Genomic DNA, 23,868 nt, shown 5'->3' on the forward strand with positions numbered 1-23,868 from the left:
GGCAATTAACGTGTAATCCCCCGGTTGGAATTTTTTATGAATTCTAAGAAAGATACGATCTCAGGGAGTTGTTCAACTTCTGCCTTGGTTCTCTCGACGGCCTGGGTCACTGTCAATCCGATCCGAAAAAATATCCGGTATGCTTTTTTCAACTGACGGATGACGGAGGGATCAAAATGATGGCGCTTGAGCCCCACATTATTAAGACCATGCAGGGTGGCCCTGTCACCTGCGGCAATGACATAGGGCGGAATGTCTTTTACCACACCGGATTTACCGCCGATGTAGGCATAGTCCCCGATTTTAACAAACTGATGAATGGCCACAAGGCCGCCTACCGTGGCATAGTTTCCGATTTCAATGTGTCCTCCAAGGGTGGAGTTGTTGGCAAGAATGACACCTTTGCCGGTTTTGCAGTCATGGGCGATGTGGGTGTAAGCCATCAGATAATTTTCCTCACCGACCTGCGTAAGCCCGCCACCAACCCCCGTACCTCTGTTAATGGTGACAAATTCACGGATAATGGACCCCCTGCCAATGGTAAGATAGGTGGTCTCGCCATGAAATTTAAGGTCCTGGGGGGCGCCGCCGATGGAGGCATACTGAAAAATATTACAGTCCGGGCCTATGGTAACATGGTCATCAATGGTGCAGTAAGGACCGATGGTTGTACCGGAGCCAATGGTTACATCGCCTTTGACAATGGTATAGGGGCCAATAGTGACATTTTCATCTATCCTGGCAGAGGAATCAATAATTGCCGTTGGGTGAATGGATTGAATCATGGTTGCTCCGTACTGCTGCTTTCGAGCTTTTTTACCCGTTTTTCAATGGAAAGCAGTCGTGTTCTTAAACTGGGCAGGCGGGGTATGATACGGGATACTTTGAGCCATATTTTATGGGGCATGTGGGGGATGCCTGAAACGACATTGCCCGGGGGAACATCATCTGCAACGCCGGCATAAGGACCGATAATAGCGCCGTCTCCTATATTCAGGTGCCCGGAAATACCGGCTTTGCCTGCAATAATAACATCTCGGCCGATGGTGGTACTCCCGGCAATACCCACCTGGGCGACGATCAGTGTATTATCTCCGATTTTAACATTGTGGGCGATATGGACCTGATTGTCCGTTTTAACCCCGTTGCCGATGCGGGTTATTCCTAAAGTACCCCTGTCAATGGTGTTGCAGGCACCGATTTCACAACAATCACCAATATGGACCCGCCCTGTATGTAACAGCTTGGCATGTGCGTGTCCGTCCTGGACAAATCCAAACCCGTCAGAGCCGATGACTGAATTGGGATGAATAATGGACTGTCTGCCGATCCGTGTTTTATCTGCCAGGGTGACATTGGGGCTGATTCGGCAGGCATCGTCGATCCGGCACTGCTTTCCGATCACCGTATTGGCCATGATGTGGACATGATTACCGATGGTGCTGCCCTGCCCTATACTGACATGTGCCTCAATGCATGTGCTATCACCAATAATGCAGTCATCTGCAATAACAGCCGAAGGGTGAATAAATTCCTTCAACGGCTCTGCAGGCATTAGATGCGCCACAATCTTAAAAAAAGCAAGTTTCGGATTATCGCTGTAAAGAAGTGTGATACCGGAAACCGCAGGGGCTTCGTTGGGAACAAGGATGATTCCCGCCTTTGTTTCGTTCAGCCGGGAAAAAAAAGAGTGATCCACCGCAAAAGTCAGATCCTTGGGCCCGGCATCGTCAAAGGAGGATACCCCGGAAATGGTTTTGCCCGGATCCCCATGTGTCCGGGCGTTGACCATCGCAGCTATTTGTTCTGCAGTAAGCATGAATTATTTTTTCTTAGCGTAAATTGAATTGTATTCTTTGATTATCTCATCAGTGATATCCATCTTATCTGCAGCATAGATAACACCTGCCCTCTTTCTTTCAATGATCACAATATACCCTTGTGCCTTTCCTATCTTGTTGGTGATGTCAAAGACATCTTTCTGTATTTGATTCACCCGTTTGTTTTGCATAATGTTCATTTCCTGGGTATAGTCGGCATTCATCTTTTTCAGATCATCCGCTTTGTCCCGAAGTTCCCTTTGGCGCTCAAGTTTTTTTTCAGAGCTGAGCACAAGGGCTTCACGCTCTAACGCCGCTGACATATCTTGAAATTTTTTATCCTCGGCCTGAAGTTTTCCCTGAAGTTGTTCAAGTTTAGCCTTGAGGTCTTTCTGCATCACTTTGCCGGCACTTGATTCTTGTATTATTTTCTCAAAATTGACCACACCTATTTTAGTGGTATCAGCTGCAAACGCACTGCAGGTGAACATTGTGGCAATAATCAAAACTGCCGGAAATAGAATTTTTTTTTTCATGTATCCCTCCGAAAATAAAATTTTAATTTTTTAAAAAAATGCACCAATTGAAAAATCAAACTGACCATCACCGGTACTCTTAACATCCTTACCATCTATAACAATACCATAGGCCAGTCTGATGGGCCCCATGGGAGAGTTCCATCTAAGCTCAAAGCCTGAACTGGAAAATTGATTGCCAAAATCAATATCTTCACCGTTGTTATATACATCGCCTCTGTCGTAGAAAAAGACACCGTAAACCGCCTGTTCCTCTACAATGGGGAACATCATTTCAATATTGAACTGGAAATATTTTTCACCACCGACCTCAATGGAAGAGTTGTTTCTGGTACCGTTGATGTCCGTATCGTCAAACCCTCTGATGGAGTTGATACCCCCAAGATAAAAGCGCTCCCAGTCAATGTCCGGATCCCCATTAGTCCTGTCATCAAGATAACCGCCCTTGGCGTAGATGCCAGCTGAAAATTTCCAGAACAAAGGAAAAAACAAAGCGGATTCACCAAGATATTTGGTAAAATCAATCTCACCACCTAAAAATTCACCGGCATATTCAATGGACAATTTGTGATACATACCCTTCGTGGACAAAAAACTGTGGTTTCTTGAATCATAACTGGCATAAGGTGTAATACTGGAGGTAAGATAATTGCCTGCACTCACCGATGTATAATCGGATTCCACATCTTCAATATCGAACTTCTCAATGTTGTAAATTAAACCAATGGTGGTGTAGTCCCAGAATCGGCGCGAGGCAGCGCGCAGGGTGAGGCCCATGGCGTCCTTTTCATAATAATCGTATTCGTTTTCAAATTTATAGATATCAAATCCGGCTGAAATAGCTCTGTCAAACAACCAGGGTTCAGTGAAGCCGATATTATACAACGCATTTTCGCCAGACATCCGAATGGTAAATTTACCTGTCTGCCCTTTTCCGAAAAGGTTACGCTCTTCAACGGAAACCTGACCGAATGCCCCGTCATCACTTGAGAAACCGCCGCCGAATGAAAAATTTCCCGTGGGTTTTTCTTCAACGGTGATCTGAACGTCCCGTCTATTTTCTTCTTCGGTTTTAACCGGTTTGATGTCGATATTCTGAAAATAGTCTTTGAACACCAGGTTCCTGTTCGAACGTTGGATTTTTGCCATGCTGTAAAGACCTTGCTCATCAATGGCAAGCTCTCTTCGGATGACTTTGTCTCTGGTTTTTTTATTACCGGTAATAATGATCCGGTTAAAGTAAACAAGCGAACCCTTATCAATGTCAAAGCTTATATTTACAATTGCGTCCTCATCATTCTTATCTGCTCTTGGGGTGACCCTGACATTTGCATAACCCTGGTTGGCATAAAAATCATTCAGGGTAATCATATCCTTGCGAATAAGTTCCCTGTTATACAATTCAGATTTTTGGGAAACCAGAAGCGCTAAAAGCTCTTCTTCGGTGGTAAGAATATCCCCTGTAACATGAACCACACCATTTTTATATTGTTCACCCTCATCAATTCTAAACTGAATGGTAATCTCTTCTGTTCCCATATTCACTACGGGATCGGATACCTTGACATTGATAAATCCGTTGTTGTTATAAAAAGATTCTATGCGAAGCACATCATTGTCAAGTTCTGTTTCGTTGAGTTCTCCCGAAGATGTTATAAATGACCAGAATCCCTTTTCCTTGATCTTCATCTCATCTTTGATATCATCATCGTCGAAATATTTATTACCCTCAAATTCAATTTTAGTAATTTTTACTTTTTCACCTTCGTCGATTTTGAAAATAATATCCGCCTGGTGATTTTTCAATGGTTTGACCTCATATGAAATCCCGCAGTTATAATAATTTTTTTCATAATAGAGGCGTTTAAGTTTATCCACATCAGTATTCAGCTTATATGCATTGAGAATGGACCCGGTTGACGTTCCTATGACTTCAAATAACTCTTGTTCTTCATAAACATGATTATTTTCAAAGCGAATATTACGGACACTGGGTTTTTCCCGGACTTCAAAAATAACCTCAACCCCCTTATCCATGTTCTCTTTTTTGATGACCACATCATCAAAATACCCCATTTTATACACGCTGCTCAGATCATTGCCTAACGTAGTAGGATTTAGAAGATCGCCTTTTCGGGATGAGATGACCCTCTGGATGGCATCTGCATCAACACGCACATTGCCTTTGATGGTAATAGCCGAAATGATTTTCTGCTGAAACAGTTCGCCGATAATATCTTTTTCCAGAGAGGTCATACCGGCATACAAGTCCGATAGGCTTGGTGATTGTGAGAAAAAGGTTAAGGGTGCCTGTTTCTTGTGCACATTGTGCATCTGCGCATCAATGCTCACAGCCTGTCCGGCTATAAAAATGTCACCGGTAAGGATCCAGTCAACACCTAAACGGACACCCTCCTGACGAAATTGCTCATAGTTCCAGTCCGTTGTATCAACAAAAACATTTCTAACCACTACGGTCGCGCCGTCTTTTTCAAATTTTTCCTTCAACATTTTCGACAGGGCCGGCGCAATTTTTTCATCAGACTGTTTTGCCTGGACATGAAAGGGAAATAATGCCACTGCGACGCGCTCCTCGGCAGACAAAAGGCCTGTTCCCCAAAGGCAGAACACCGTCGCGAGTAATACACTGAACTTAATATGTTTCATGATTGATCCTAAGTAACTTATTTAACTTAATTATTACTTTAACACCGGTACGATTTTCCCGTCTTTCAACGTTAGCCTTCTTTTCATTAAACCGGCCAGATCTGAATTGTGGGTGACCACGATAATAGTCATTCCCATTTCCTGGTTAAGTTCTTTCAAGAGTTGGTGAACCGCACTGCTGTTCTTTTGATCCAGATTGCCGGTGGGCTCATCAGCGAGCAGCAGGGCCGGTCCCATGACGAGTGCCCTGGCAATGGCTACCCGCTGTTGCTCACCGCCGGACAGATCTTCCACCCTGTATTCGATTCGGGAACCAAGTTGTACCCTTTCAAGCATATTTACTGCATGTTTTTCAATAGTTTTTTTAGATTTACCACCTATCAGCCCAGGCAGCATCACATTTTCAACGGCTGTAAATCCCTTGAGCAAATAGTGAAATTGAAAAACAAAACCAATATTTTTGTTTCTAAAGGCAGCAAGCTTTTCATCATTGTACCCCAGGATATCTTCACCGCTGAAGAACTGGCGCCCCTCATCAGGCTTGTCAAGGGTGCCGATGATGTTAAGCAGAGTGGATTTTCCAATACCTGAAGCCCCGACGATGGCAATGGTCTCCCCCTGTTGTATGGATATATCTGCCTTGTGCAGAATGTCCAGCGCAGCTGTTTTGGATACAAAAGACCGTGAAACCCCATGCAGTTGAATCAACGGCGGATCACCCATATCTTATAGCCTCCACCGGATTCATTCGCGACGCCTTATAAGAGGGATACAGGGTGGACAGAAAACAAATCAGTAGGGCGGAGACAGCGGTTAAAATGACATCCGAATATTCAAGCTGAACCGGGAGTGTGGAAAAAGGATATGCCTCAGGCAGCTTGATAAATTCGTACCGTTTAAGGATGTAACAAATAACCACCCCGAGCGTTGTTCCAATACCCGTGCCGATTATGCCGATAATCATCCCTTTTATGATAAAAATACGGCGGATCATGGAATTTGTGGCACCCATTGCTTTTAATACGGCAATATCACGGGTTTTTTCCATAACCATCATGATTAGTGCAGAAGCAATATTAAACGCCGCCACAAGGATAATCAGCGTTAAAATGACAAACATGGCGGTTTTTTCAAGTTTAAGCGCTGAAAAAAGACTGTGGTTGATATCCATCCAGTTGCGCAGGTAATACGGATAGTTAATGAATCCAAGTTCGTCTTGGCTTAAATCTTTTACCTTGAAGATCTGATCGGTCCAGATGCCGAAAGCGGAAATTTTACCTTTGGCAGACACAAGGGCCTGAACCTGATCCAGCCGGGCGTAGGCCAGACTGGAATCGTATTCCGACATGCCGGATTTAAAGGTGCCGGTGACCACAAACTGCTTCATGGAGGGAATCTGCCCCATGGGCGAGATAATGCCCGATGTTGACATAAGGATCACACGGTCTCCTTGAGCCACCCGAACGGCATCGGCCAGCGACTGGCCAAGAATAATACCGGGAAGACCTTTTGTAATCGTTGCCTGGTTCAATGCGTGATCAAGGGCTTCGGGCGTGTATCCTTTGATCAGTGCAGCCCCTTTTTCCGGTTCAATACCTCTGATAATAATACCGGAAAAAGAGTCGGCCGTGCGTATCATTGCCTGGCCAAATAAAATGGGAGAGACGGCTGTGACCCCGGGGGTCTGCCTGAGCGTATCCTCCATATCCGGATCAGGGCTAAAATGGCCGGAATAATTCATGATTAGAACATGGGGCTCCAATCCAAGAATTCTCTTTCTAAATTCTGTTTCAGATCCGCTCATGACGGCAATAACCACCACCAATGCCATCACGCCGAGAAGGACACCGGCCACGGACAAAAGAGTGATCAGGGAAATAAATCCCTCCTTGCGTTTAGCCCGCAGATATTTTCCGGCTATAAAAAATTCTGCCCCCACAGATACCTTTTATTGATTTTTCATATGTGGAAAAAGAATCACCTCGCGTATGGAGGCAGCATCTGTAAGCAGCATGACAAGACGGTCAATACCGATCCCCTCGCCTGCTGTAGGCGGCATTCCGTATTCCAGGGCTTCGACATACTCCGTATCCATGATATGGGCTTCATCATTGCCCTCATCACGCTGACGCACCTGCATAATAAAACGGTTATACTGATCTTCAGGGTCATTGATTTCAGAAAATCCGTTGGCAATTTCCCTTCCGGCAATGAACAATTCAAACCGGTCCGTAAGTTCCGGATCAGCTTCGCTTTTCCTTGACAGAGGAGAGACTTCGACCGGATATCCGGTAATGAACGTGGGCTGGATCAGCTTGGGCTCCACAAGTGCATCAAAAAGCTTGGTCATCACTTTGCCGTGACGATCCTTTTTGGCGATTTGAATATTTTCCTTTTCAGCATGTGCAAGCAAGGCCTGGGTATCATTGACAATGGCCGGATCAACGCCTCCGATTTCAGATAAGGAGTCTATCATGGAGATGCGTTTCCAGCCCTTGGCAAAATCAATGGTAAGCCCCTGGTATTCAATGCGGGTGTCCCCGGAAATCTGGGTGACAATGTCGCAAAACATCTCTTCGGTCAGGTTCATCAGATCTTCATAAGTGGCATAGGCCTGATAGAACTCGACCATGGTGAATTCCGGATTATGCCGGGTGGAGACCCCTTCATTTCTGAAATTCCGGTTAATTTCAAAGACCTTTTCAAATCCGCCCACCACCAGTCGTTTCAGGTACAATTCCGGGGCAATACGCAGGTAAAGTTCCATGCCCAGGGCATTGTGCCAGGTTTTAAAAGGAGTAGCTTCGGCACCGCCGGGCAATGTCTGCATCATGGGTGTTTCCACCTCCATGAATCCGTTTTCATCAAAAAAACGTCTCATGGCAGCCACAATGGCACTTCGTTTTTTAAAAATCTGCCGGGTATTTTCATTCATGATCAGATCAAGGTACCGCTGGCGATATCTTTTTTCAGGATCCTTGATGCCGTGAAATTTTTCAGGCAGCGGCCTTACGGATTTGGATAAAAGCCTAAAGCTTTCAGCAAGCAGGGTCCATTCACCGGTTCTTGTCTGGAACAAAGGCCCCTCAACACCGATGAAATCACCAATATCCAGCTTTTTAAACAAAGCATATATATCATCTCCCACCTTGTTTTTCTGAATATATACCTGCATCTGCTCACCAGCATCCTGAAACCGGACAAATGAGGATTTCCCCATTTTATTAATGGCCATCATACGGCCCGCCAGGCAGAATTTGCGGCCATTCTCGCCCAGGGTTTCCGCATTTTGTTCTATAATGTCCTTTACTTCACAAACCCTATGATCCGGTTTGAAATCATTGGGATAAAGGCTTATGCCTTCGGTTTTCAGCTCGTTTATCTTTTCTTTGCGAATATCAAGAAGGTTGCTTGTTTTGTTATCCATAAAAATAGCTGCTTTCGTTTATATTTAGGCTCCGGATTTATAAATAAAAAGGGGCCGCTTCGTTTTGATTTAAAACTTTAAGGCACAGTAAACCCCATGAATAAAAACATGGTAAAATAGCGTTTTTGTATAGCCTTGTCAATGATGGCACGAAAGGGAAAAAGAATCACATAAAAAAACATCCCGTGGCCGTTCCGGACCACGGGATGTTTTTTTATGTTTTAACCGGTTTCAGGCTCTCGTTTCTACCCCTGTCCAACCCTTTTCAAGCCCCATGGCCCGGCCCAGCAATTGTGTAAGAAGAATGGCGGGAAGGGGGGTGCTTGATCCGGATTTCAGGATAAGCTTCCGGCCGTGTTCAAATTGCATGTGGCAATAATTACATGCCGTACAGATTATATCCGCCCCTTCCTGTTCTGCTGTTTCATATTTTGCCAGGATAAAGCCATCGGCCAGAGGGGTGTTTTTATCCAATAAGGGATTGCCGCAGCATTCCAGGCGTTTGGACCAGTTTACAGGTTCCGCCCCGGTCAGTGTGATAATCCGTTCAAATATCGTCGGTGCATCGGGGTGCTCATCGAACCCGGTGATGGTTGAGGGACGCAGCGCATGACAGCCGTAGCTTGGGGCCACTTTTATCCCGTCAAGGGGACGGGTGATGCTTTGACGTATAAGGCCTTCATCAATCTCCCGGTCCAGCAGGGTCAGCATGTGATGGATTTTGACACCCCCGTCATAATACAGTCCTTCCTTTTGCAATAGCCAGTTGATCATGGCTTGTTTGTCGGGATCATTTTTAAAATGATATTCTGCCTGTTTAAGGGAGCCAAAACAGCACTTGCACAGGGTCAGTACAGGCAGATTATGGGCCTGGGCGATGGCCAGGTTCCGTATGGCCAGCAAAAGAAAGGCATCCAGATTTTTCTCTTTAACAGGGTATCCGCAACAGCCAAAATCAAGCTCTTCCACCTCAACATTGAGCCTGGATAAAACTGCTTTGGCAGACTTTGGGTGCTGGGGAATGTCAAATCCGGTTCTGCATCCTGAGAATAGCGCGTACTTCATATTCCAAATTCCTGGTGGTGTACTATGTTTTTAAGTTGGTAAAAAATATCCGTAATTCTGACCCCCTGAGGACAATTTTCCTGGCATTTATAACAGGTCAGGCAGCTCCAGACAATGGAGGCATCCTTTGTCAGTTCGGTTTGCCCCAGAACAAGGGCATGGATGACCTGGTGGGGTGCTGATCCGAACTCCCGGGTTTCGCCTGCAACAGCGACTACCGGGCATGAATTGGTACATGTCAGGCAAGTGTAACAGTTTGAAAACGTAGCCGCCTGGAAGGATTTTTTCAAGGATTCAACCACAGGGTTTTTCCCGGGTTTGAGCACCACAGGGGTTTTCACTCCGGCTTTTTCAGACTGATGTTTTTCGCAAAGTTCCCTTATCCGGATAACGGGATCCGGAAGAAACTCCTCCGCCAATTGCTCTCTGGTTTCCTTCCAGATATCCTGCAGGTTCATTCCGGCAGTGCAGACCTGGGAACATTTGTTGCACATGGTGCAAAGAAAACTGCCCTGGAAAAAGGCATCCCTTGATTCAGGATCCATCGGCCGTCCCCATGCCGACTCCCGGATGCGGATTACACGTTCCGAGGGAAACACCCATTGGTTATTAAAGATTTCAAATAAAGGTCCCACGGCACAATGGCTGGTGCAGGTGCCGCACTCGATGCAGGCGGAAAGATCAAAAACCCGGCGGGTGGCTTTGTTTTCATCGCGTTTTATTTGTTGTCCTGCAACGCCTGAAATAATAAGGCTTATCGGAGTTGTCAGAATATGCCGGAATTTACTGAAAGGCAGGTAGGCCAAGCCGAGAAAACAGCTTAAAAAGTGGATATTCAGTAATAGTAAATCCAGGCGGTTCCTGTTGAAAAAACCGGCAACAGGCGTCATGGCAATGGAAACAGGATAGGATACAAAGGCCCACTTTGGGTTGGAATGGCAGGCTGCACAATTGTCTTCATTGACCAACCATCCTTCTTCCATAAGTTCCGGGGTGACCGGGATGGTCTCCCCGGGGAAATGGACATTAAATTCTTCCTGCCAGACGGCCTTAAGCGCCGGGAGTTCTTCATCGTAATCCATGGCGCCATATTCATCCACCATGTCGTAAAACACACCGGAAGAGATGATCTTGGCAGCTTCCAGGCCAAAACCGGATATCATGATGACTGCAAGCAGGACGATTGCCAGGTAATCATGGTGCTTGCTGATTTGTTTTAATCGAAAATTGGTTTTCCTGCGATATACGGCAATGCCCACTCCCGCCATCACCATTACACCGGCCATATTCCGAAGCGCCAGGAACGGGGTCAGGGTGGATTGGTAACCTGAGAAAATCACTTCACTGACATAGCCTTCAAGGGCATGGAAAAACAATAACCCAAAAAATCCCCAGTAGATACAGATGTGCATAAACCACTTCAGGGGATCCTGACGCATTAGCGGCACTTGAAACACTACATTCAGAATGACTGTCTTGAAAAGATTAAACATTTGAACAGGTGAAACCAGGATACCGAACAGGCTCGACAAAAAAGCTTTTATTCGGTCTGCCGTAGTGAATTCGGCCCGGTCCGGTCCGATATTTAACCGAAAATATCCAATGATTCTGTAAATGATTCCGATGAGGAATACTGCCAACGCAATAAAAAAACTCCAAGTATACAGCATTGTTCCAATCCAATCTAAAATTGTCAAAATGCAAAAACAAAAAAGTTTATCTTTATTGTAATCAATCCAATATGTCAAACCTGTTTTTTATAGCAATTCAAATATTTGGCAAAATTAAGGTTAAAAATCATAAAAGTATAATTTGAGTCAACGAGATTTGAGTCAGTTACGACATGCTTGAGTAGGAGTGGGGATTTTGAAAAATAAGTGTAAAAACAGTACCTTTCCCGGGAATGGATTCAAAATCAATCATGCCGTCATAGGCGTCCACAATCCTGTGAATAATTGAAAGCCCAAGTCCTGTGCCATCACTTTTAGTGGTGAAAAACGGATCAAAAATATGGGGGGCATTTTTTTTGTCAATGCCCAGGCCTGTATCCTGAATGGTCAAATAAATGCGTTTGTGTTTAGGCGAATACAAGGAGATTGTAATTTTTCCTTTCCCTTCAATGGATTCAGCTGCGTTTTTAATCAGATTCCATAAAATCTGCTGCAGATGTACCCTATCCATATACACATACAGATCCCTTTCAATCCTGGTGACAATATTGATTCTGGTATGCCAGGCCGGTGTATTGTCAAACAAAATTTTTACATCATCAATTGCCTTGGAAAGATCAATCAATTCTGCATTGGTCCGGCCGGGTTTTGAAATCAGTCGAATATCGGTCACAATCTGTCTGAGGCGATCTGTCTCCCTTAAAATAATCTGCATCAGTTTATCATTTTCCCCTGTTGGTGCCATTTGATGCCTTAGCATCTGTATAGAGCCTGACAAAGACGCCAAAGGGTTTTTAATCTCATGGGCAATGCCTGACACGAGCTCATCCACAGCCGCCATTTTTTCCACACGTTTTAAATGTTCCTGGGCGATTTTAAGATCTTTTCTGGCTGTTTTAAGCTGCAGAGAAAGAATGCCGCTTAACGCTGCCGTGGCAAAACAGGCTGAAATAATAATCACAACCCGATACAGGATATGATGCTGGTCCACCACCAGGGCAAGGGGCTGATTTTCCGACAACGGGGCAATAATCTTATGATACTCAAGCTCAATGAGAAAACCATATTGAATACTTGATGCCAAAGCCACTAAAAAACTACCCCGTGCAAGCAACAGCATGGCGGCATAGATGATGACCAATAGATATAAAAAAGTAAAAATACTATGATAGCCGCCGGTAACAAAAACAATGGCCGTGACGATAAACGTATCTATAATTATCTGGGTATAGGCAAGGGCATACAGGTATTTTTCTTGATAAAGCCAGACAAAATAAACCAAAGACAGGCCAAGGATGGTACCGGAAATTTTGTAAAGGGACAAAAAAGATGGGGCCCTTTGACCGGACAGTTCGGTATCTGAAAAAAAAAGGGTGGAAAACACCAGCACCAGTGCGAATACGGCCCTGGCCAGCACAATCCACTTGCTCTGAACGAACAGTTCCCGGCTCCTCCGGAATAAAAAATCAGGGCTATCCAACTGCGGCGGCCATTGAAAAAATGGGCAGGTACATAGCAATAACAAGACCTCCGACCACGACACCTAAAAAGACAAGCATGAAAGGCTCAATCATGTCCGTCAGATTTTTTACGGCCTGATCCACTTCATCATCATAAAAATCTGCTATTTTGGTCATCATTACATCCAGGGCTCCGGTCGATTCACCCACTGCGATCATTGAGCAGACCATGGATGGAAACACCCCGCTCTCCAGTAAGGGATCTGCCATGGATCGGCCTTCGGAAATGCCGACCTTGACATCAGATATGGCAAATTCAATAATTTTATTGCCGGCGGTTTTGCCTACAATGTCCAGGGCTTCAAGAATGGATACCCCGGATGAAATCATGGTGGCGGTGGTGCGGGTAAATTTTGCCACGGCTACCTTTCGGATCAAAATCCCGATGACCGGCAGACGTAAAAACAGGTCATCGAGAAAAATTCGACCCTTTTTTGATTTATACGTTTGTCTGAAGAGAAAAACTGCACCAATCACTCCCAGGATGATCCATATTATATGCCCCACCACAAAATTGCTTAACGTCACAACCATCTGGGTAGGAACGGGAAGCGCCGAGCCCATGTCGGCAAACATTTTTTCAAATACCGGTATAACAAAGACGAGGATCACACCGACCACGATAACTGCCACAGCCAACGTAATGCCCGGATAAGTCATGGCCCCCTTGACCTGCTTTTTGAGTTTTGCCATTTTTTCAGCATAGGCTGATAAACGCTGTAAAATGACATCAAGAATACCGCCGGCCTCCCCGGCGGAGATCATGTTGATAAAAAGCTCATTAAAGGTTTTCGGATACTTTTTCAGTGCGTCGGCAAAGGTTTCTCCAGATTCAACAGACTCTTTAATATGCTTAAGCTGCTTTTTAAATGTGGGATTTTCCTGCTGGGAATACAAAATATCCAGGCATTGCAGAAGGGGCAGGCCCGCATCAATCATGGTTGAAAACTGTCGTGCGAAAATGATGACGTCACTCTCTTTTACCTTGGGCGCAAGAAAGGAGATGTTTTCAAATATATCTTTTGGCTTTTTCCGGACTCTTGTCGGGGTTATTTTGCGACGTTCCAAGCTCGTGCGGACCTGTTCCGGCGTTTCAGCTTCCATCTCCCCTTTGACCCTTCTGCCTTTGGGGTTCTTTCCCTTCCACTCGTAAATAATTGCCATATTCATTCCTTCATATATTTAAGAGATAGTGGCCGTCCAGTGGCGACCATTATTTTGCGATGTAACTCCAGGGATTGTCAGAACATTGTAAATTCAATACAGATATACTATATAAATTTGCAAAGTTCATTTCAACAGGAGTTATTCAGTGCCCCCCAAAAAACAGGAAATTTCCCCCAAAACGGTCATAACCAGCCATGTGAATTCTGATTTTGATGCCATTGGCGCCATGCTTGCCGCACAAAAGCTGTACCCTGAAAGTGTAATTATTTTTCCCGGCTCCCAGGAGAAAAATCTCAGGGACTTTTTCGTTCATTCCATGGGATATCTGTTCAATATGGCAGACCCTGCTACGATTGACCTCTCCAACACCCAGCGACTTGTTATCGTCGATACCCGGCAAAAAAGCCGCTTGTCCGGCGTTGAACAGCTCCTGGAAAAACCCAATCTTATCATTGACATTTACGATCATCATCCCTCTTTTCCTGATGAAATCAAAGGGACTTATGACCTGTCAAAGCCATATGGGGCCACCACCACCATCATGTGTGAACTGCTTCGTGAAAAAAAAATCAGTATCAGCAGTGATGAGGCCACGGTGATGGCACTTGGCATTTACGAGGATACCGGCAACTTTACCTATGCCTCTACAACCCGGGCGGATTTCGAACAGGCAGGCTTCCTGATCTCCTGCGGCGCATGCCTATCAACCATTTCGAGCCTTGTGGTCAAGGAGATGAAGACAGAACAGGTCACCTGGCTTAACGAATTGATCAATGAAATGACAACCATTGCCGTCAACGGCATCCAGATCCATCTATCCGCCATTGCAGCATCCCATTACATTCCTGATCTTGCTTCCATTGTTCAAAAAATTGTCAGAATGGAAAATATAGACTGTTTTTTTGCACTGGTGCTGATGGGATCCAAGGTGCATATCATTGCCCGAAACCGTCTACATGAGCTGGATGTGGGTAAAATACTGGGCTCCCTTGGCGGGGGAGGCCATTTTTATGCGGCATCCGCCAAGGTGGAAAACCAGACCCTTCCCCAGGTTGAAATGCGTTTGATGGAACTTATCGAACAGCAGATCAGACGTGTGCGTGTGGCAAAAAAATTAATGTCCAGTCCGGCCATCACCATCACCGCTGATCAATCGTGCCTGGAAGCAAGGCAGCAAATGATTCGATACAATGTCAACACCCTGCTTGTCCTTGATTCACAATCATCTGAATACTTAGGGTATATTACCCGCCATGTGGCCGAAAAAATCGTACATCATAACCTTGGGGATCAGCCTGTTGTCGACTATTTTGAACCTGATGGCCAAAGCGTCGGTCTCTCCTGCGATCTGGCTGAAATTGAACAAAAAATTATTGATTTAAAACAGCGGGTCGTTCCGGTAATCGAAAATCGGGTCATTGTCGGCGTTATCACACGCACCGACCTTTTAAATTTTCTGGTGGAGCATAACCGGGAGGTTGTCCTGAGTGAGAAACGAGATATTGCGGGCCTGAAACCCCGGACAAGATACGTGGGAAATCGTCTAAAAAACCATTTGAACCAGCGTGTACGCACCCTGCTGTCCGACATTGGCAATGCCGGAGACTCCCTGGGTGTAGAAGTCTTTGTGGTGGGAGGATTTGTCCGGGACCTGATGCTGGAAAGGCCCATTGAAGATGTGGATGTGGTGGTGGAGGGAGACGGCATCACTTTTGCCCGTTATTTTGCTTCAATGCATCATTGCAGACTGCACCAGCACCTTAAATTCAATACCGCCGTTATCATTTTTGAGGACGGGTTTAAGGTTGACGTGGCCTCTGCCCGGCTTGAATATTATGCAACACCCGCAGCACTGCCCGTAGTGGAGAACTCCTCTATTAAGATGGACCTTGCCAGAAGAGATTTTACCATCAATACCCTTGCCATTTCCCTGAACACGGAGACTTTTGGGACGCTGATTGACTATTTTGGAGGGGGCAGGGATATTAAAGATAAAATCATCCGGATTATCCATAATCTGAGCTTTATTGAAGACCCCACCCGGATTTTCAGGGCAATCAAATTCTCCAACAGGTTTGGATTCAGGATCGGAAAAGTTACCGCCAACCTTATCGCAAACGCCTTAAGTGTCGGTGCCGTCAAACATTTAAGCGGACTGCGGGTGCTTTCGGAACTCAAACAAATTTTCGGAGAAGACAATCCTTTGCCTGCATTGGAAACCATGGCGGATTACGGACTGGACAAGGTGATTCATCATGAGTTGAAATTAACCGATGCCACCTGCGCCTTATTTGAATCCGTGGGTAAAACCCTGGCATGGCATGATCTTTTGTATTCAGATGATGTCTATCCAAGGTGGGCGGTTTACTTCATGGCATGGCTTCACGGGTACACCGTCAAGGTAAGCACCCAGATCGCGGACAGGCTTATGTTCCCCTTAAAGGAAAGAGAGCTGCTTCTTGAGCAACGCATCAAGGCAGAACAAAGTATCCGGCTTATTGAGAAAAGCTATCCGGTCTCAAATCAGCAAATGTACTGGTGGCTGATCTATTTTAAAACCGAAAGCCTTTTGTTCATGCTGGCATTAACTAAGAATGAATCGGTGCGCAAAGGCATTTCCCATTTTTATACACACCAGCGAAAGATTCAACCGTTGATCGGGGGAAAAGAGATTAAATCCGTCGGTATAAAGCCGGGGCCGGTTTACAGCAGGATTCTCAATAAAATTATCGACGAAAAGCTGGACGGCAAATTGAATACCATGGAACAGGAAATTGAATTTGCCAGACACTATGCCATAGAAAACAACCTAATTTGATGGTGCTTGAAAAAGGAGCGGCTTGAAAAAAAAGAGGGATTCTGGTAATTTCCTTGCTTTTGCATAACACTAATTAACCCTTTAGGAATATAAATGAAAAACGCAGATTATTTAACCGGTATTACCACCTCGGGTACGCCTCACCTTGGCAATTATGTAGGAGCTATTCGTCCGGCTGTTGAATCCAGCAAAAACCCTGACCTGACATCCTATTATTTTCTGGCAGATTACCACTCTCTGATCAAAAATCATGATCCGAAAAAACGAAAGGCATCCACCCTTGAAATTGCAGCGGCCTGGATTGCCTTAGGGTTGGATTACAATAATTGTGTATTTTACCGGCAATCTGATATTCCCGAAATTCCCGAACTTACCTGGATTTTAACCTGTCTGACCGCCAAGGGGCTGATGAACCGTGCCCATGCATATAAGGCCGCTGTTCAGGAAAATGAGGAGCAGGAAAGAAAAGATCCGGACCAGGGGGTTACAATGGGTCTTTTTTCCTATCCCATTCTCATGGCAGCCGACATTCTCATGTTCAATGCCGCCAAGGTACCCGTTGGCAAGGATCAGGTCCAGCACCTTGAAATGACAAGGGATATTGCCGCAAGATTCAATCACACCTACAAGGAACTGTTTGTGCTGCCCGAGGTGGTTGTGGATGAAACCGCAGCCGTGCTCTCCGGCCTTGACGGGCGCAAGATGAGCAAAAGCTACAATAACTTTATTCCGCTGTTTGATACGGAAAAACGGCTGCGCAAAATGATCATGAAGATCCAGACCAATTCCCTGGAACCCGATGAACCCAAAGATCCGGATACCTGCACGTTGTTTTCAATTTACCGGGCATTTGCCACACAGGAGCAGACCAAAGACCTGGCCCGGCGATACAGAGAAGGCATTGCCTGGGGCGCCATGAAACAGGAGTTGTTTGAATACATCAACGATATCTTAAAGGAACCCAGACAGCGGTACGAAGAACTGATCGCCAATCCCAAAGATATCGAAGATATTCTGAAAAAAGGAGCGGCCCGGGCCAGGGAATATTCGGTACCCTTCCTGGATAAAGTTAGAAAGTGCGTGGGTATTCAATCATTGTCTTAATTTTTCCACCTCTTGTTCGGTGAGATATCGCCATTTTCCGGCGGGCAAACTACCAAGGCGGATATTGGCCATGCGGATCCGTTTGAGCATGGCCACCTGATTGCCGGTTTTGCCCACCATTTTCCGAATCTGGCGGTTTAACCCCTGTTTTAAAACAATTTTAAATCCGTTTTCAGAAACCCTGCGGACCTTGGCCTGCCGGGTTTTTTTCCCATCTATCACCATGCCTTGGGCCATGGCAGCCAGATCCTGGTCGCTGACAGGCCGCACAGCAAACACCAGATACTCTTTTTCATGGTCATGGGAGGGATGGGATAACCGGTTATGCAAGTCACCGTCATCGGTCAGTAGAACAAGCCCCACTGAATCCTTATCCAGTCGCCCCACAGGATAGACCCTCTTTTTTACCGGCACAAGGTCCAGGATGATTTTTGCATTTTTCTGGGAGCAGGTTGTGACAACCCCTTTGGGTTTGTTTACGGCAAGATAGGTATATTCGCGGTTTTTGTCCGACGTATAGTGAAGCTGCTTACCGTCAAGACAGATCTTTTCCTTTACCGGATCTGCCCGGGTGCCCAGTTCTTTTACAATAACCCCGTTCACCGAGACCCTGCCCTCAAGAATAAGGCTCTCGGCGCGTCTACGCGAACAAAGCCCGCAATGGGCTAAAATTTTCTGTAGTCGGATGCCTTGCGCTGTTTCAGGATCTATAATCTGCATTAATTTTCACATAGTTTTCACTGAAGTCACAGAACAGGAACTGATCCTGGCCATCTCCAAGATTGAGATCCAGGACAATGCTGATTTCATCCTTTTTCATTATCTCTGCTGCTTTTTCTTCAGCCCCTTTACCCTGCCACTGTCCGTTTTGAACCAGCAGGATATCACCAAAATACAAATCCATTTTATTTTGATCCACTGTGGCCCCGGATCTTCCGGCCGCCGCAGTGATTCGCCCCCAGTTTGGGTCCTGGCCGTAAATAGCTGTTTTGGTCAGGGGGGAATGGGCAATGGCTTCGGCCGCTGCAAATGCATCCTGTTGGGTCAATGCGCCTTTAACCGTGATAGAGGCAACTTTTGTAGCACCCTCTCCGTCTTTGACAACCTTTTTGGCAAGCTCATAGCAGACCTCATCTAAAACCGCTTGGAATACCCCAAAGGATTCATCATTGTCGATCACTGCCTGCCCTGCCCCGTTGGCCATACATACAAGGGTGTCGTTTGTGCTGGTATCCCCGTCCACTGTAATCCGGTTAAAGGAACGGGACGCAGCATGCGTCAGTGCCTGTTTGAGCAGACTGCTTGAAATGTCAGCATCCGTGACGATATAGGAAAGCATGGTGGCCATATCCGGCCGAATCATACCCGAACCTTTGGCAACTCCCATAACGGTAAAGCTCTTTTCCTCCCCGGATGTATTGCCGGATGTATTAATTGTCCCATTGCGGGACACCATTTTGGTGCAGGTGTCTGTGGTGAGGATAGCCCCGGCAAAATCTGCAATTGTACAAGAGTCAAGACTTCTCACAGCTTGTGGAATTTTTGCTTCAATTTTATCTATTGGCAAGGGCGCACCAATCACTCCGGTAGAAGAGACCAATACGTGTTCAGGATCAATTCTAAGGGCTTTGGCCACAAATTCAACGCATTGTTCTGCATGGGCGATTCCCTGTGCGCCGGTGAAACAGTTGGCATTCCCTGAATTGACCAGTATCGCCTGGAGCATGCCCTTTTGCATGATTTTTCTGCCAAGAATAACAGGGGCTGCAACCACCTGGTTTTGTGTAAACAATGCTGCGGCACTTGCAGGTTTTTCCGAATAGATCAGGCCAAGATCCAAGGATCTGCTTTTTTTAATTCCGGCACAAATTCCGGCAAATTTAAACCCTTTCATTTTTATTTTCCTTTTATTTCTTTAAGTCCATCTTAAAAAATTGACCATAAATTATAATTGGGTTTTAACCCCTTTGTAAACATAAGTAATAAAAAAATTAAAAACCCTGTTAAAAACCATTTGACACGATAAAAGTTACTGAGTATACACTCAAATAAAATGAGTATTCACTCAAAAGCTTAGAGGTGTTATGTCCAAAAAAGATGCCATACTGCAGGCTGCAACCGTGCTGTTTTCCAAAAACGGATTCAAAGAAACCTCCACCGCTGATCTGGCAAAAATGATCAATGTGGCGGAAGGGACCATTTTCTATCATTTCAAGACCAAGGAGAAATTATTCTTAGCGGTTCTTGAAAAGACCAAAAAAATGATCCTGGAGGAATTTGACTCATATATGGAAAATCAGCATTTTGACAGCGGCATGGGCATGATTGAACGTGCGGTCTCTTTCCATTTATACCTGGCCGGCAAGATGGAGAATCAGTTTCTTCTTTTGCACAGGTACTACCCCTACCAGATGGCAGAGGTAGTACCCCAATGCCGTAGATATCTGGAAGCCATTTACGACTGTCTTGTTTCCATCTATGAAGACGGTATCGAAATGGGGGTAAAGGACGGTTCCATTGATCCCCTGCCCGCCCGCAAAACCGCTTTGATTATCTTTTCCATGGTGGATGGGGTGGTCCGGTTTAAAACGTACAATCTGTACAATGCCAATTCGCTGTTCAATGAACTGGTAAGCTCCTGCAAACGCATGCTAAAGACTTAGACAATTAATTTAGAAAGGTATTCGACATGTTAACTAAAATACTGCCGTTCATAGAGTGGTTCAAGGATTACTCCCTGGGCAAATTCAGAATTGATTTTCTGGCCGGGCTCACTGTGGCCCTGGTGCTTATTCCGCAGTCCATGGCCTATGCCCAGTTGGCGGGCCTACCCGCCTATTACGGCCTTTATGCAGCATTTCTGCCCCCCATGATAGCTTCATTGTTCGGATCCAGCCGCCAGCTGGCAACCGGTCCTGTAGCCGTGGTCTCCTTGATGACCGCAGCAAGTCTTGAACCTTTTGCATCAGCCGGAAGTGAAGGCTTTATTACCTATGCAATTGTCCTGGCTCTCACTGTTGGTATTTTCCAGCTGCTGCTTGGCGTTCTTCGCCTGGGCCTTATTGTTAATTTTCTGTCCCATCCTGTTGTTAACGGTTTTACCAATGCTGCGGCAATTATTATCGGCACCTCCCAGCTCTCCAAGCTGTTCGGCGTATATGTAGACAAGGCGCCTCACCATTATGAAACCATTATACGGGTGATTGAAAGTGCCTTTCACTATACCCATCTGCCCACCCTTGCCATGGGGATTTTATCCATTGCCATCATGGTGGGGTTAAAACGACTGAATCCTAAAATGCCTTTCGTACTGGCTGCGGTTGCCATCACCACAATCATCTCCTGGGCCACCGGGTTCGAGCACAATGAAACCGCAGCTATTACCCAAATTATGGATGAAAAAATCCAAGAGGAGATCCAATCATTTAATATCACTATTCAGTCCATTAAGGATTTAAGTGTCGATCGTACAAAACTTACATCCGAGATAGAAAGCAGGCATGATGCCTCCACACTTGAGAAACTGGATTTACAGTACCAGGCCACAGTTCTTACCGCGAGAATAGATGCAGCCAAAGCCAAGGCTTCTGAAATTCGTACCCGACTGCGGGAGATACATTTCAGTGCTGTTGAGGATACGGGTAAAGGGATTGTGTTCTATAAAAAAGAGAGCCCGATGCCGGAGACCAGAGTGGATGACAGAGTATATCGTATCCGGATAGGTAATAAAGCCCTTGATACTAATGCCATAAACCTGTCCGGTGGCGGTGCGGTGGTCGGTGATATTCCAAAAGGGCTTCCAAAACTTGGTATGCCCGGTATTAATATTTCCATATTCCTTCAGCTTTTGCCCTATGCCATTATTATCTCCCTGCTCGGTTTCATGGAAGCGATTGCCATTGCCAAGGCCATGGCGGCCAAAACCGGTCAAAGGCTTGACCCCAATCAGGAACTTATCGGTCAGGGACTTGCCAATATCGTGGGCTCTATCGGCAAAAGTTATCCGGTATCCGGTTCTTTTTCCAGAAGCGCCGTCAATCTCCAGGCCGGCGCTGTTTCAGGCCTTTCCAGTGTCATAACAAGCCTTATGGTTATTATCACCCTGCTGTTTTTTACACCATTGCTTTACCATCTGCCCCAGGCAGTCCTTGCTTCGGTTATCATGATGGCGGTTATCGGGCTTGTAAACGTTTCCGGTTTTGTTCATGCCTGGCATGCACAGTGGTATGACGGCCTGATTTCCGTGATTACGTTTATTGTCACCCTGGCTGTGGCACCTCACCTTGAAAGCGGGATTTATATCGGGGTCGGCCTCTCCCTGGCCGTATTTTTATACAAAAGCATGCGCCCCAAAATCAGCCTTCTTTCCAGGGCCCAAGATCAGGCGCTCAAAGATTCTTGTGTGCATGAACTTGCCACCTGTAAGCACATACAACTGATCCGTTTTGAAGGCCCGCTGTTTTTTGCCAATGCCAGCTACCTTGAAGATGAAATAAACGACCGGATCCAGGCGTCATCCGATCTAAGGCACTTTATTATCGCCTGTAACGGTATCAATGATATCGATGCCTCGGGCCAGGAAGCCCTGGCCCTGATTATTCAGCGATTAAGAAGTGCCGGATACGGGGTATCGTTAAGCGGGGTCAATGATGCGGTTTACCGGGTACTTGCACGTACCCATCTGCTTGAAGAGATCGGGGTTCACAATATTTATCCCACCATGGAAACCGCGATTTCAAGTGTTCATCCACAGACTCATGACAATACCAAGGAAGATCAGTGTCCATTACTTGTAAACTGCCTGGGAACCCAATCAACTAAATAAAGGAGACATCCCATGTCTATACTGACATTTTTCAGCGGTTCATATTGCGGCAAATCGTCAATCATTTCAGATGTTATTGATCAAAGCGGATTTAAACTGCTCTCAGACAATGATCTGGTAGCTTCGGCCAGCCGGCTGTCCGGAATGCCCGAAAAGAAAATTGCCCGATCTTTTCTTGAAAAAACATCGGTGTTCAATAAGTTCACCCATGAAAAAGAGCGCGCCATTGCTTACCTGCGCCTTGCCATGGCAGAACTGATGTCCGAGGATAAATGCATGATAGAAGGGTTTACAAGCCTTTTGATCCCTGCATCCATAAGCCACGTATTAAGAATATGCCTGATTGCAGACAAAACCTTTCGAATTGAACAGGCCATGAAAGCGCATAACCTAAGTGAAAAAGATGCCGTCAGTCTGATATCAAAAAATGACGAATTATACAGTGCATGGTCAAATACACTGTATAAAATTATTGATCCCTGGGATGCTTCTCTTTACGATATGATTTTGCCCACGGACAAGATGACCAAAGATGAGGCGGTTGCCATGATTCTTGAAAATTTGAAAAATGAAGTGATTCAGCCCACCAAGACATCAAGAAAGGCAGTCGATGATTTTGTTCTGGCAGCCCGGGTGGAAGTGGCATTATCCAAAGAAGGCCATACGATTAGCGTCAGTGCCCGGGACGGCCTGGTTACCCTGACAATCAATACCAATGTGCTTCTTTTGGGAAGACTTGAAGAAGAGCTCAAAAATATTGTAAAACAGGTTGAAGGGGTATCATCGGTTGAAACCCGTATCGGCAAGGGTTTTTACCAGGCGGATATTTATCGCAGATTCGATTTCCAGGTCCCGTCAAAAGTACTTTTGGTGGATGACGAACGCGAATTTGTACAAACACTTTCCGAAAGACTACAGATGCGTGACATGGGTTCCGCTATTGCCTATGACGGTGAATCCGCTTTAAATCTTGTGGAAGCGGACGAACCTGATGTGATGATCCTGGATTTGAAAATGCCGGGTATTGACGGGATTGAAGTGCTTAAGAAGGTCAAGGCATCCAGGCCCGAAATTGAAGTCATTATTCTAACAGGTCATGGATCAGAGGCTGACAGGGAGATCTGCATGAAACTCGGGGCTTTTGCCTATCTTCAGAAGCCTGTGGACATAGAAGAGTTGAGCCTGAATTTAAAGGCTGCCAATGAAAAAATCCGGCAAAAACAAAAATAACCGGAATCTTGCAGGAACA

Annotated in this window: 18 protein-coding genes; 5 read left to right on the forward strand and 13 right to left on the reverse strand. The window is 45.7% G+C overall.

Translation table 11 applies throughout. The features are described 5' to 3' along the window. Positions 1–5 precede the first annotated feature (5 nt). The 11 genes from lpxA to DESPODRAFT_RS11395 all read right to left on the reverse strand — a co-directional run bounded on the left by lpxA (position 6) and on the right by DESPODRAFT_RS11395 (position 13,869). Positions 6–785, reverse strand: coding sequence for an acyl-ACP--UDP-N-acetylglucosamine O-acyltransferase (gene lpxA, locus DESPODRAFT_RS11345; RefSeq protein ID WP_004073644.1), 780 nt, complete (start codon positions 783–785; stop codon positions 6–8). Further along, positions 782–1,819: a UDP-3-O-(3-hydroxymyristoyl)glucosamine N-acyltransferase gene (gene lpxD, locus DESPODRAFT_RS11350; protein ID WP_004073645.1), complete on the reverse strand. Its 1,038-nt coding sequence runs from the start codon at positions 1,817–1,819 to the stop codon at positions 782–784. The genes lpxA and lpxD overlap by 4 nt, the downstream gene beginning before the upstream one ends. Positions 1,820–1,822: 3 nt before the next feature. After that, entirely contained in the window at positions 1,823–2,356 is a 534-nt protein-coding gene (locus tag DESPODRAFT_RS11355; RefSeq protein WP_004073646.1) for an OmpH/Skp family outer membrane protein, read from the reverse strand. Positions 2,357–2,386: 30 nt separating this feature from the next. After that, entirely contained in the window at positions 2,387–5,023 is a 2,637-nt protein-coding gene (gene bamA, locus DESPODRAFT_RS11360; RefSeq protein WP_004073647.1) for an outer membrane protein assembly factor BamA, read from the reverse strand. A 33-nt stretch (positions 5,024–5,056) separates the two neighbouring features. After that, positions 5,057–5,746, reverse strand: a complete 690-nt coding sequence (locus tag DESPODRAFT_RS11365) for an ABC transporter ATP-binding protein (RefSeq protein WP_004073648.1) — start codon at positions 5,744–5,746, stop codon at positions 5,057–5,059. Then, the gene (locus DESPODRAFT_RS11370; RefSeq protein WP_004073649.1) at positions 5,739–6,962 is read right to left on the reverse strand and encodes a lipoprotein-releasing ABC transporter permease subunit; all 1,224 of its coding nucleotides are present in this window, start codon (positions 6,960–6,962) and stop codon (positions 5,739–5,741) included. Before DESPODRAFT_RS11370 ends, DESPODRAFT_RS11365 begins: the two co-directional genes overlap by 8 nt. A 9-nt stretch (positions 6,963–6,971) precedes the next feature. Continuing rightward, positions 6,972–8,450, reverse strand: a complete 1,479-nt coding sequence (lysS, locus tag DESPODRAFT_RS11375; RefSeq protein WP_004073650.1) for a lysine--tRNA ligase — start codon at positions 8,448–8,450, stop codon at positions 6,972–6,974. A 231-nt stretch (positions 8,451–8,681) separates the two neighbouring features. Further along, entirely contained in the window at positions 8,682–9,515 is an 834-nt protein-coding gene (locus tag DESPODRAFT_RS11380) for a CoB--CoM heterodisulfide reductase iron-sulfur subunit B family protein (protein WP_004073651.1), read from the reverse strand. Continuing rightward, entirely contained in the window at positions 9,512–11,185 is a 1,674-nt protein-coding gene (locus tag DESPODRAFT_RS11385) for a 4Fe-4S dicluster domain-containing protein (protein ID WP_004073652.1), read from the reverse strand. The genes DESPODRAFT_RS11380 and DESPODRAFT_RS11385 overlap by 4 nt, the downstream gene beginning before the upstream one ends. 166 nt (positions 11,186–11,351) lie before the next feature. Next, complete coding sequence (locus DESPODRAFT_RS11390) at positions 11,352–12,665, reverse strand: two-component system sensor histidine kinase NtrB (protein WP_040015956.1); 1,314 nt, start codon at positions 12,663–12,665, stop codon at positions 11,352–11,354. Further along, on the reverse strand, positions 12,658–13,869 hold the full coding sequence (locus DESPODRAFT_RS11395; protein ID WP_004073654.1) for a type II secretion system F family protein: 1,212 nt from the start codon (positions 13,867–13,869) through the stop codon (positions 12,658–12,660). Before DESPODRAFT_RS11395 ends, DESPODRAFT_RS11390 begins: the two co-directional genes overlap by 8 nt. A gap of 148 nt (positions 13,870–14,017) precedes the next feature. Here DESPODRAFT_RS11395 and DESPODRAFT_RS11400 point away from each other — a divergent pair, with 148 nt between their 5' ends. Both DESPODRAFT_RS11400 and DESPODRAFT_RS11405 read left to right on the forward strand, forming a co-directional pair. Further along, positions 14,018–16,690 (forward strand): CBS domain-containing protein, encoded by a 2,673-nt coding sequence (locus DESPODRAFT_RS11400; RefSeq protein WP_004073655.1) that lies wholly within the window; start codon positions 14,018–14,020, stop codon positions 16,688–16,690. 93 nt (positions 16,691–16,783) lie between these two features. Then, positions 16,784–17,794 (forward strand): tryptophan--tRNA ligase, encoded by a 1,011-nt coding sequence (locus DESPODRAFT_RS11405; protein ID WP_004073656.1) that lies wholly within the window; start codon positions 16,784–16,786, stop codon positions 17,792–17,794. Here DESPODRAFT_RS11405 and DESPODRAFT_RS11410 read toward each other — a convergent pair. Next, positions 17,783–18,514: a pseudouridine synthase gene (locus tag DESPODRAFT_RS11410; protein WP_004073657.1), complete on the reverse strand. Its 732-nt coding sequence runs from the start codon at positions 18,512–18,514 to the stop codon at positions 17,783–17,785. The two genes, DESPODRAFT_RS11405 and DESPODRAFT_RS11410, sit on opposite strands and share 12 nt — an antisense overlap. After that, positions 18,495–19,688, reverse strand: coding sequence for a bifunctional glutamate N-acetyltransferase/amino-acid acetyltransferase ArgJ (gene argJ / locus DESPODRAFT_RS11415; RefSeq protein WP_004073658.1), 1,194 nt, complete (start codon positions 19,686–19,688; stop codon positions 18,495–18,497). Before argJ ends, DESPODRAFT_RS11410 begins: the two co-directional genes overlap by 20 nt. Positions 19,689–19,878: 190 nt before the next feature. On the opposite strand from argJ, the gene DESPODRAFT_RS11420 reads away from it, so the two are divergent. From DESPODRAFT_RS11420 to DESPODRAFT_RS11430, 3 genes are read left to right on the forward strand one after another with little or no spacing between them, the layout of a single operon-like run. Then, positions 19,879–20,457 (forward strand): TetR/AcrR family transcriptional regulator, encoded by a 579-nt coding sequence (locus DESPODRAFT_RS11420; RefSeq protein ID WP_004073659.1) that lies wholly within the window; start codon positions 19,879–19,881, stop codon positions 20,455–20,457. Between the two features lie 26 nt (positions 20,458–20,483). After that, positions 20,484–22,619, forward strand: a complete 2,136-nt coding sequence (locus DESPODRAFT_RS11425; RefSeq protein ID WP_004073660.1) for a SulP family inorganic anion transporter — start codon at positions 20,484–20,486, stop codon at positions 22,617–22,619. Between the two features lie 12 nt (positions 22,620–22,631). Beyond that, positions 22,632–23,849: a response regulator gene (locus DESPODRAFT_RS11430; protein WP_004073661.1), complete on the forward strand. Its 1,218-nt coding sequence runs from the start codon at positions 22,632–22,634 to the stop codon at positions 23,847–23,849. Positions 23,850–23,868 lie beyond the last annotated feature (19 nt).

The sequence above is a fragment of the Desulfobacter postgatei 2ac9 genome (assembly GCF_000233695.2).
Taxonomy (GTDB): Bacteria; Desulfobacterota; Desulfobacteria; order Desulfobacterales; family Desulfobacteraceae; genus Desulfobacter; species Desulfobacter postgatei.

Excerpts from the sequence above, each read along its gene's own strand:
- lpxA (WP_004073644.1), bottom strand. The coding sequence starts at position 785 with ATGATTCAATCCATTCACCCAACGGCAATTATTGATTCCTCTGCCAGG.
- lpxD (WP_004073645.1), bottom strand. The coding sequence starts at position 1,819 with ATGCTTACTGCAGAACAAATAGCTGCGATGGTCAACGCCCGGACACAT.
- DESPODRAFT_RS11355 (WP_004073646.1), bottom strand. The coding sequence starts at position 2,356 with ATGAAAAAAAAAATTCTATTTCCGGCAGTTTTGATTATTGCCACAATG.
- bamA (WP_004073647.1), bottom strand. The coding sequence starts at position 5,023 with ATGAAACATATTAAGTTCAGTGTATTACTCGCGACGGTGTTCTGCCTT.
- DESPODRAFT_RS11365 (WP_004073648.1), bottom strand. The coding sequence starts at position 5,746 with ATGGGTGATCCGCCGTTGATTCAACTGCATGGGGTTTCACGGTCTTTT.
- lysS (WP_004073650.1), bottom strand. The coding sequence starts at position 8,450 with ATGGATAACAAAACAAGCAACCTTCTTGATATTCGCAAAGAAAAGATA.
- DESPODRAFT_RS11380 (WP_004073651.1), bottom strand. The coding sequence starts at position 9,515 with ATGAAGTACGCGCTATTCTCAGGATGCAGAACCGGATTTGACATTCCC.
- DESPODRAFT_RS11385 (WP_004073652.1), bottom strand. The coding sequence starts at position 11,185 with ATGCTGTATACTTGGAGTTTTTTTATTGCGTTGGCAGTATTCCTCATC.
- DESPODRAFT_RS11395 (WP_004073654.1), bottom strand. The coding sequence starts at position 13,869 with ATGGCAATTATTTACGAGTGGAAGGGAAAGAACCCCAAAGGCAGAAGG.
- DESPODRAFT_RS11405 (WP_004073656.1), top strand. The coding sequence starts at position 16,784 with ATGAAAAACGCAGATTATTTAACCGGTATTACCACCTCGGGTACGCCT.
- DESPODRAFT_RS11410 (WP_004073657.1), bottom strand. The coding sequence starts at position 18,514 with ATGCAGATTATAGATCCTGAAACAGCGCAAGGCATCCGACTACAGAAA.
- argJ (WP_004073658.1), bottom strand. The coding sequence starts at position 19,688 with ATGAAAGGGTTTAAATTTGCCGGAATTTGTGCCGGAATTAAAAAAAGC.
- DESPODRAFT_RS11420 (WP_004073659.1), top strand. The coding sequence starts at position 19,879 with ATGTCCAAAAAAGATGCCATACTGCAGGCTGCAACCGTGCTGTTTTCC.
- DESPODRAFT_RS11425 (WP_004073660.1), top strand. The coding sequence starts at position 20,484 with ATGTTAACTAAAATACTGCCGTTCATAGAGTGGTTCAAGGATTACTCC.
- DESPODRAFT_RS11430 (WP_004073661.1), top strand. The coding sequence starts at position 22,632 with ATGTCTATACTGACATTTTTCAGCGGTTCATATTGCGGCAAATCGTCA.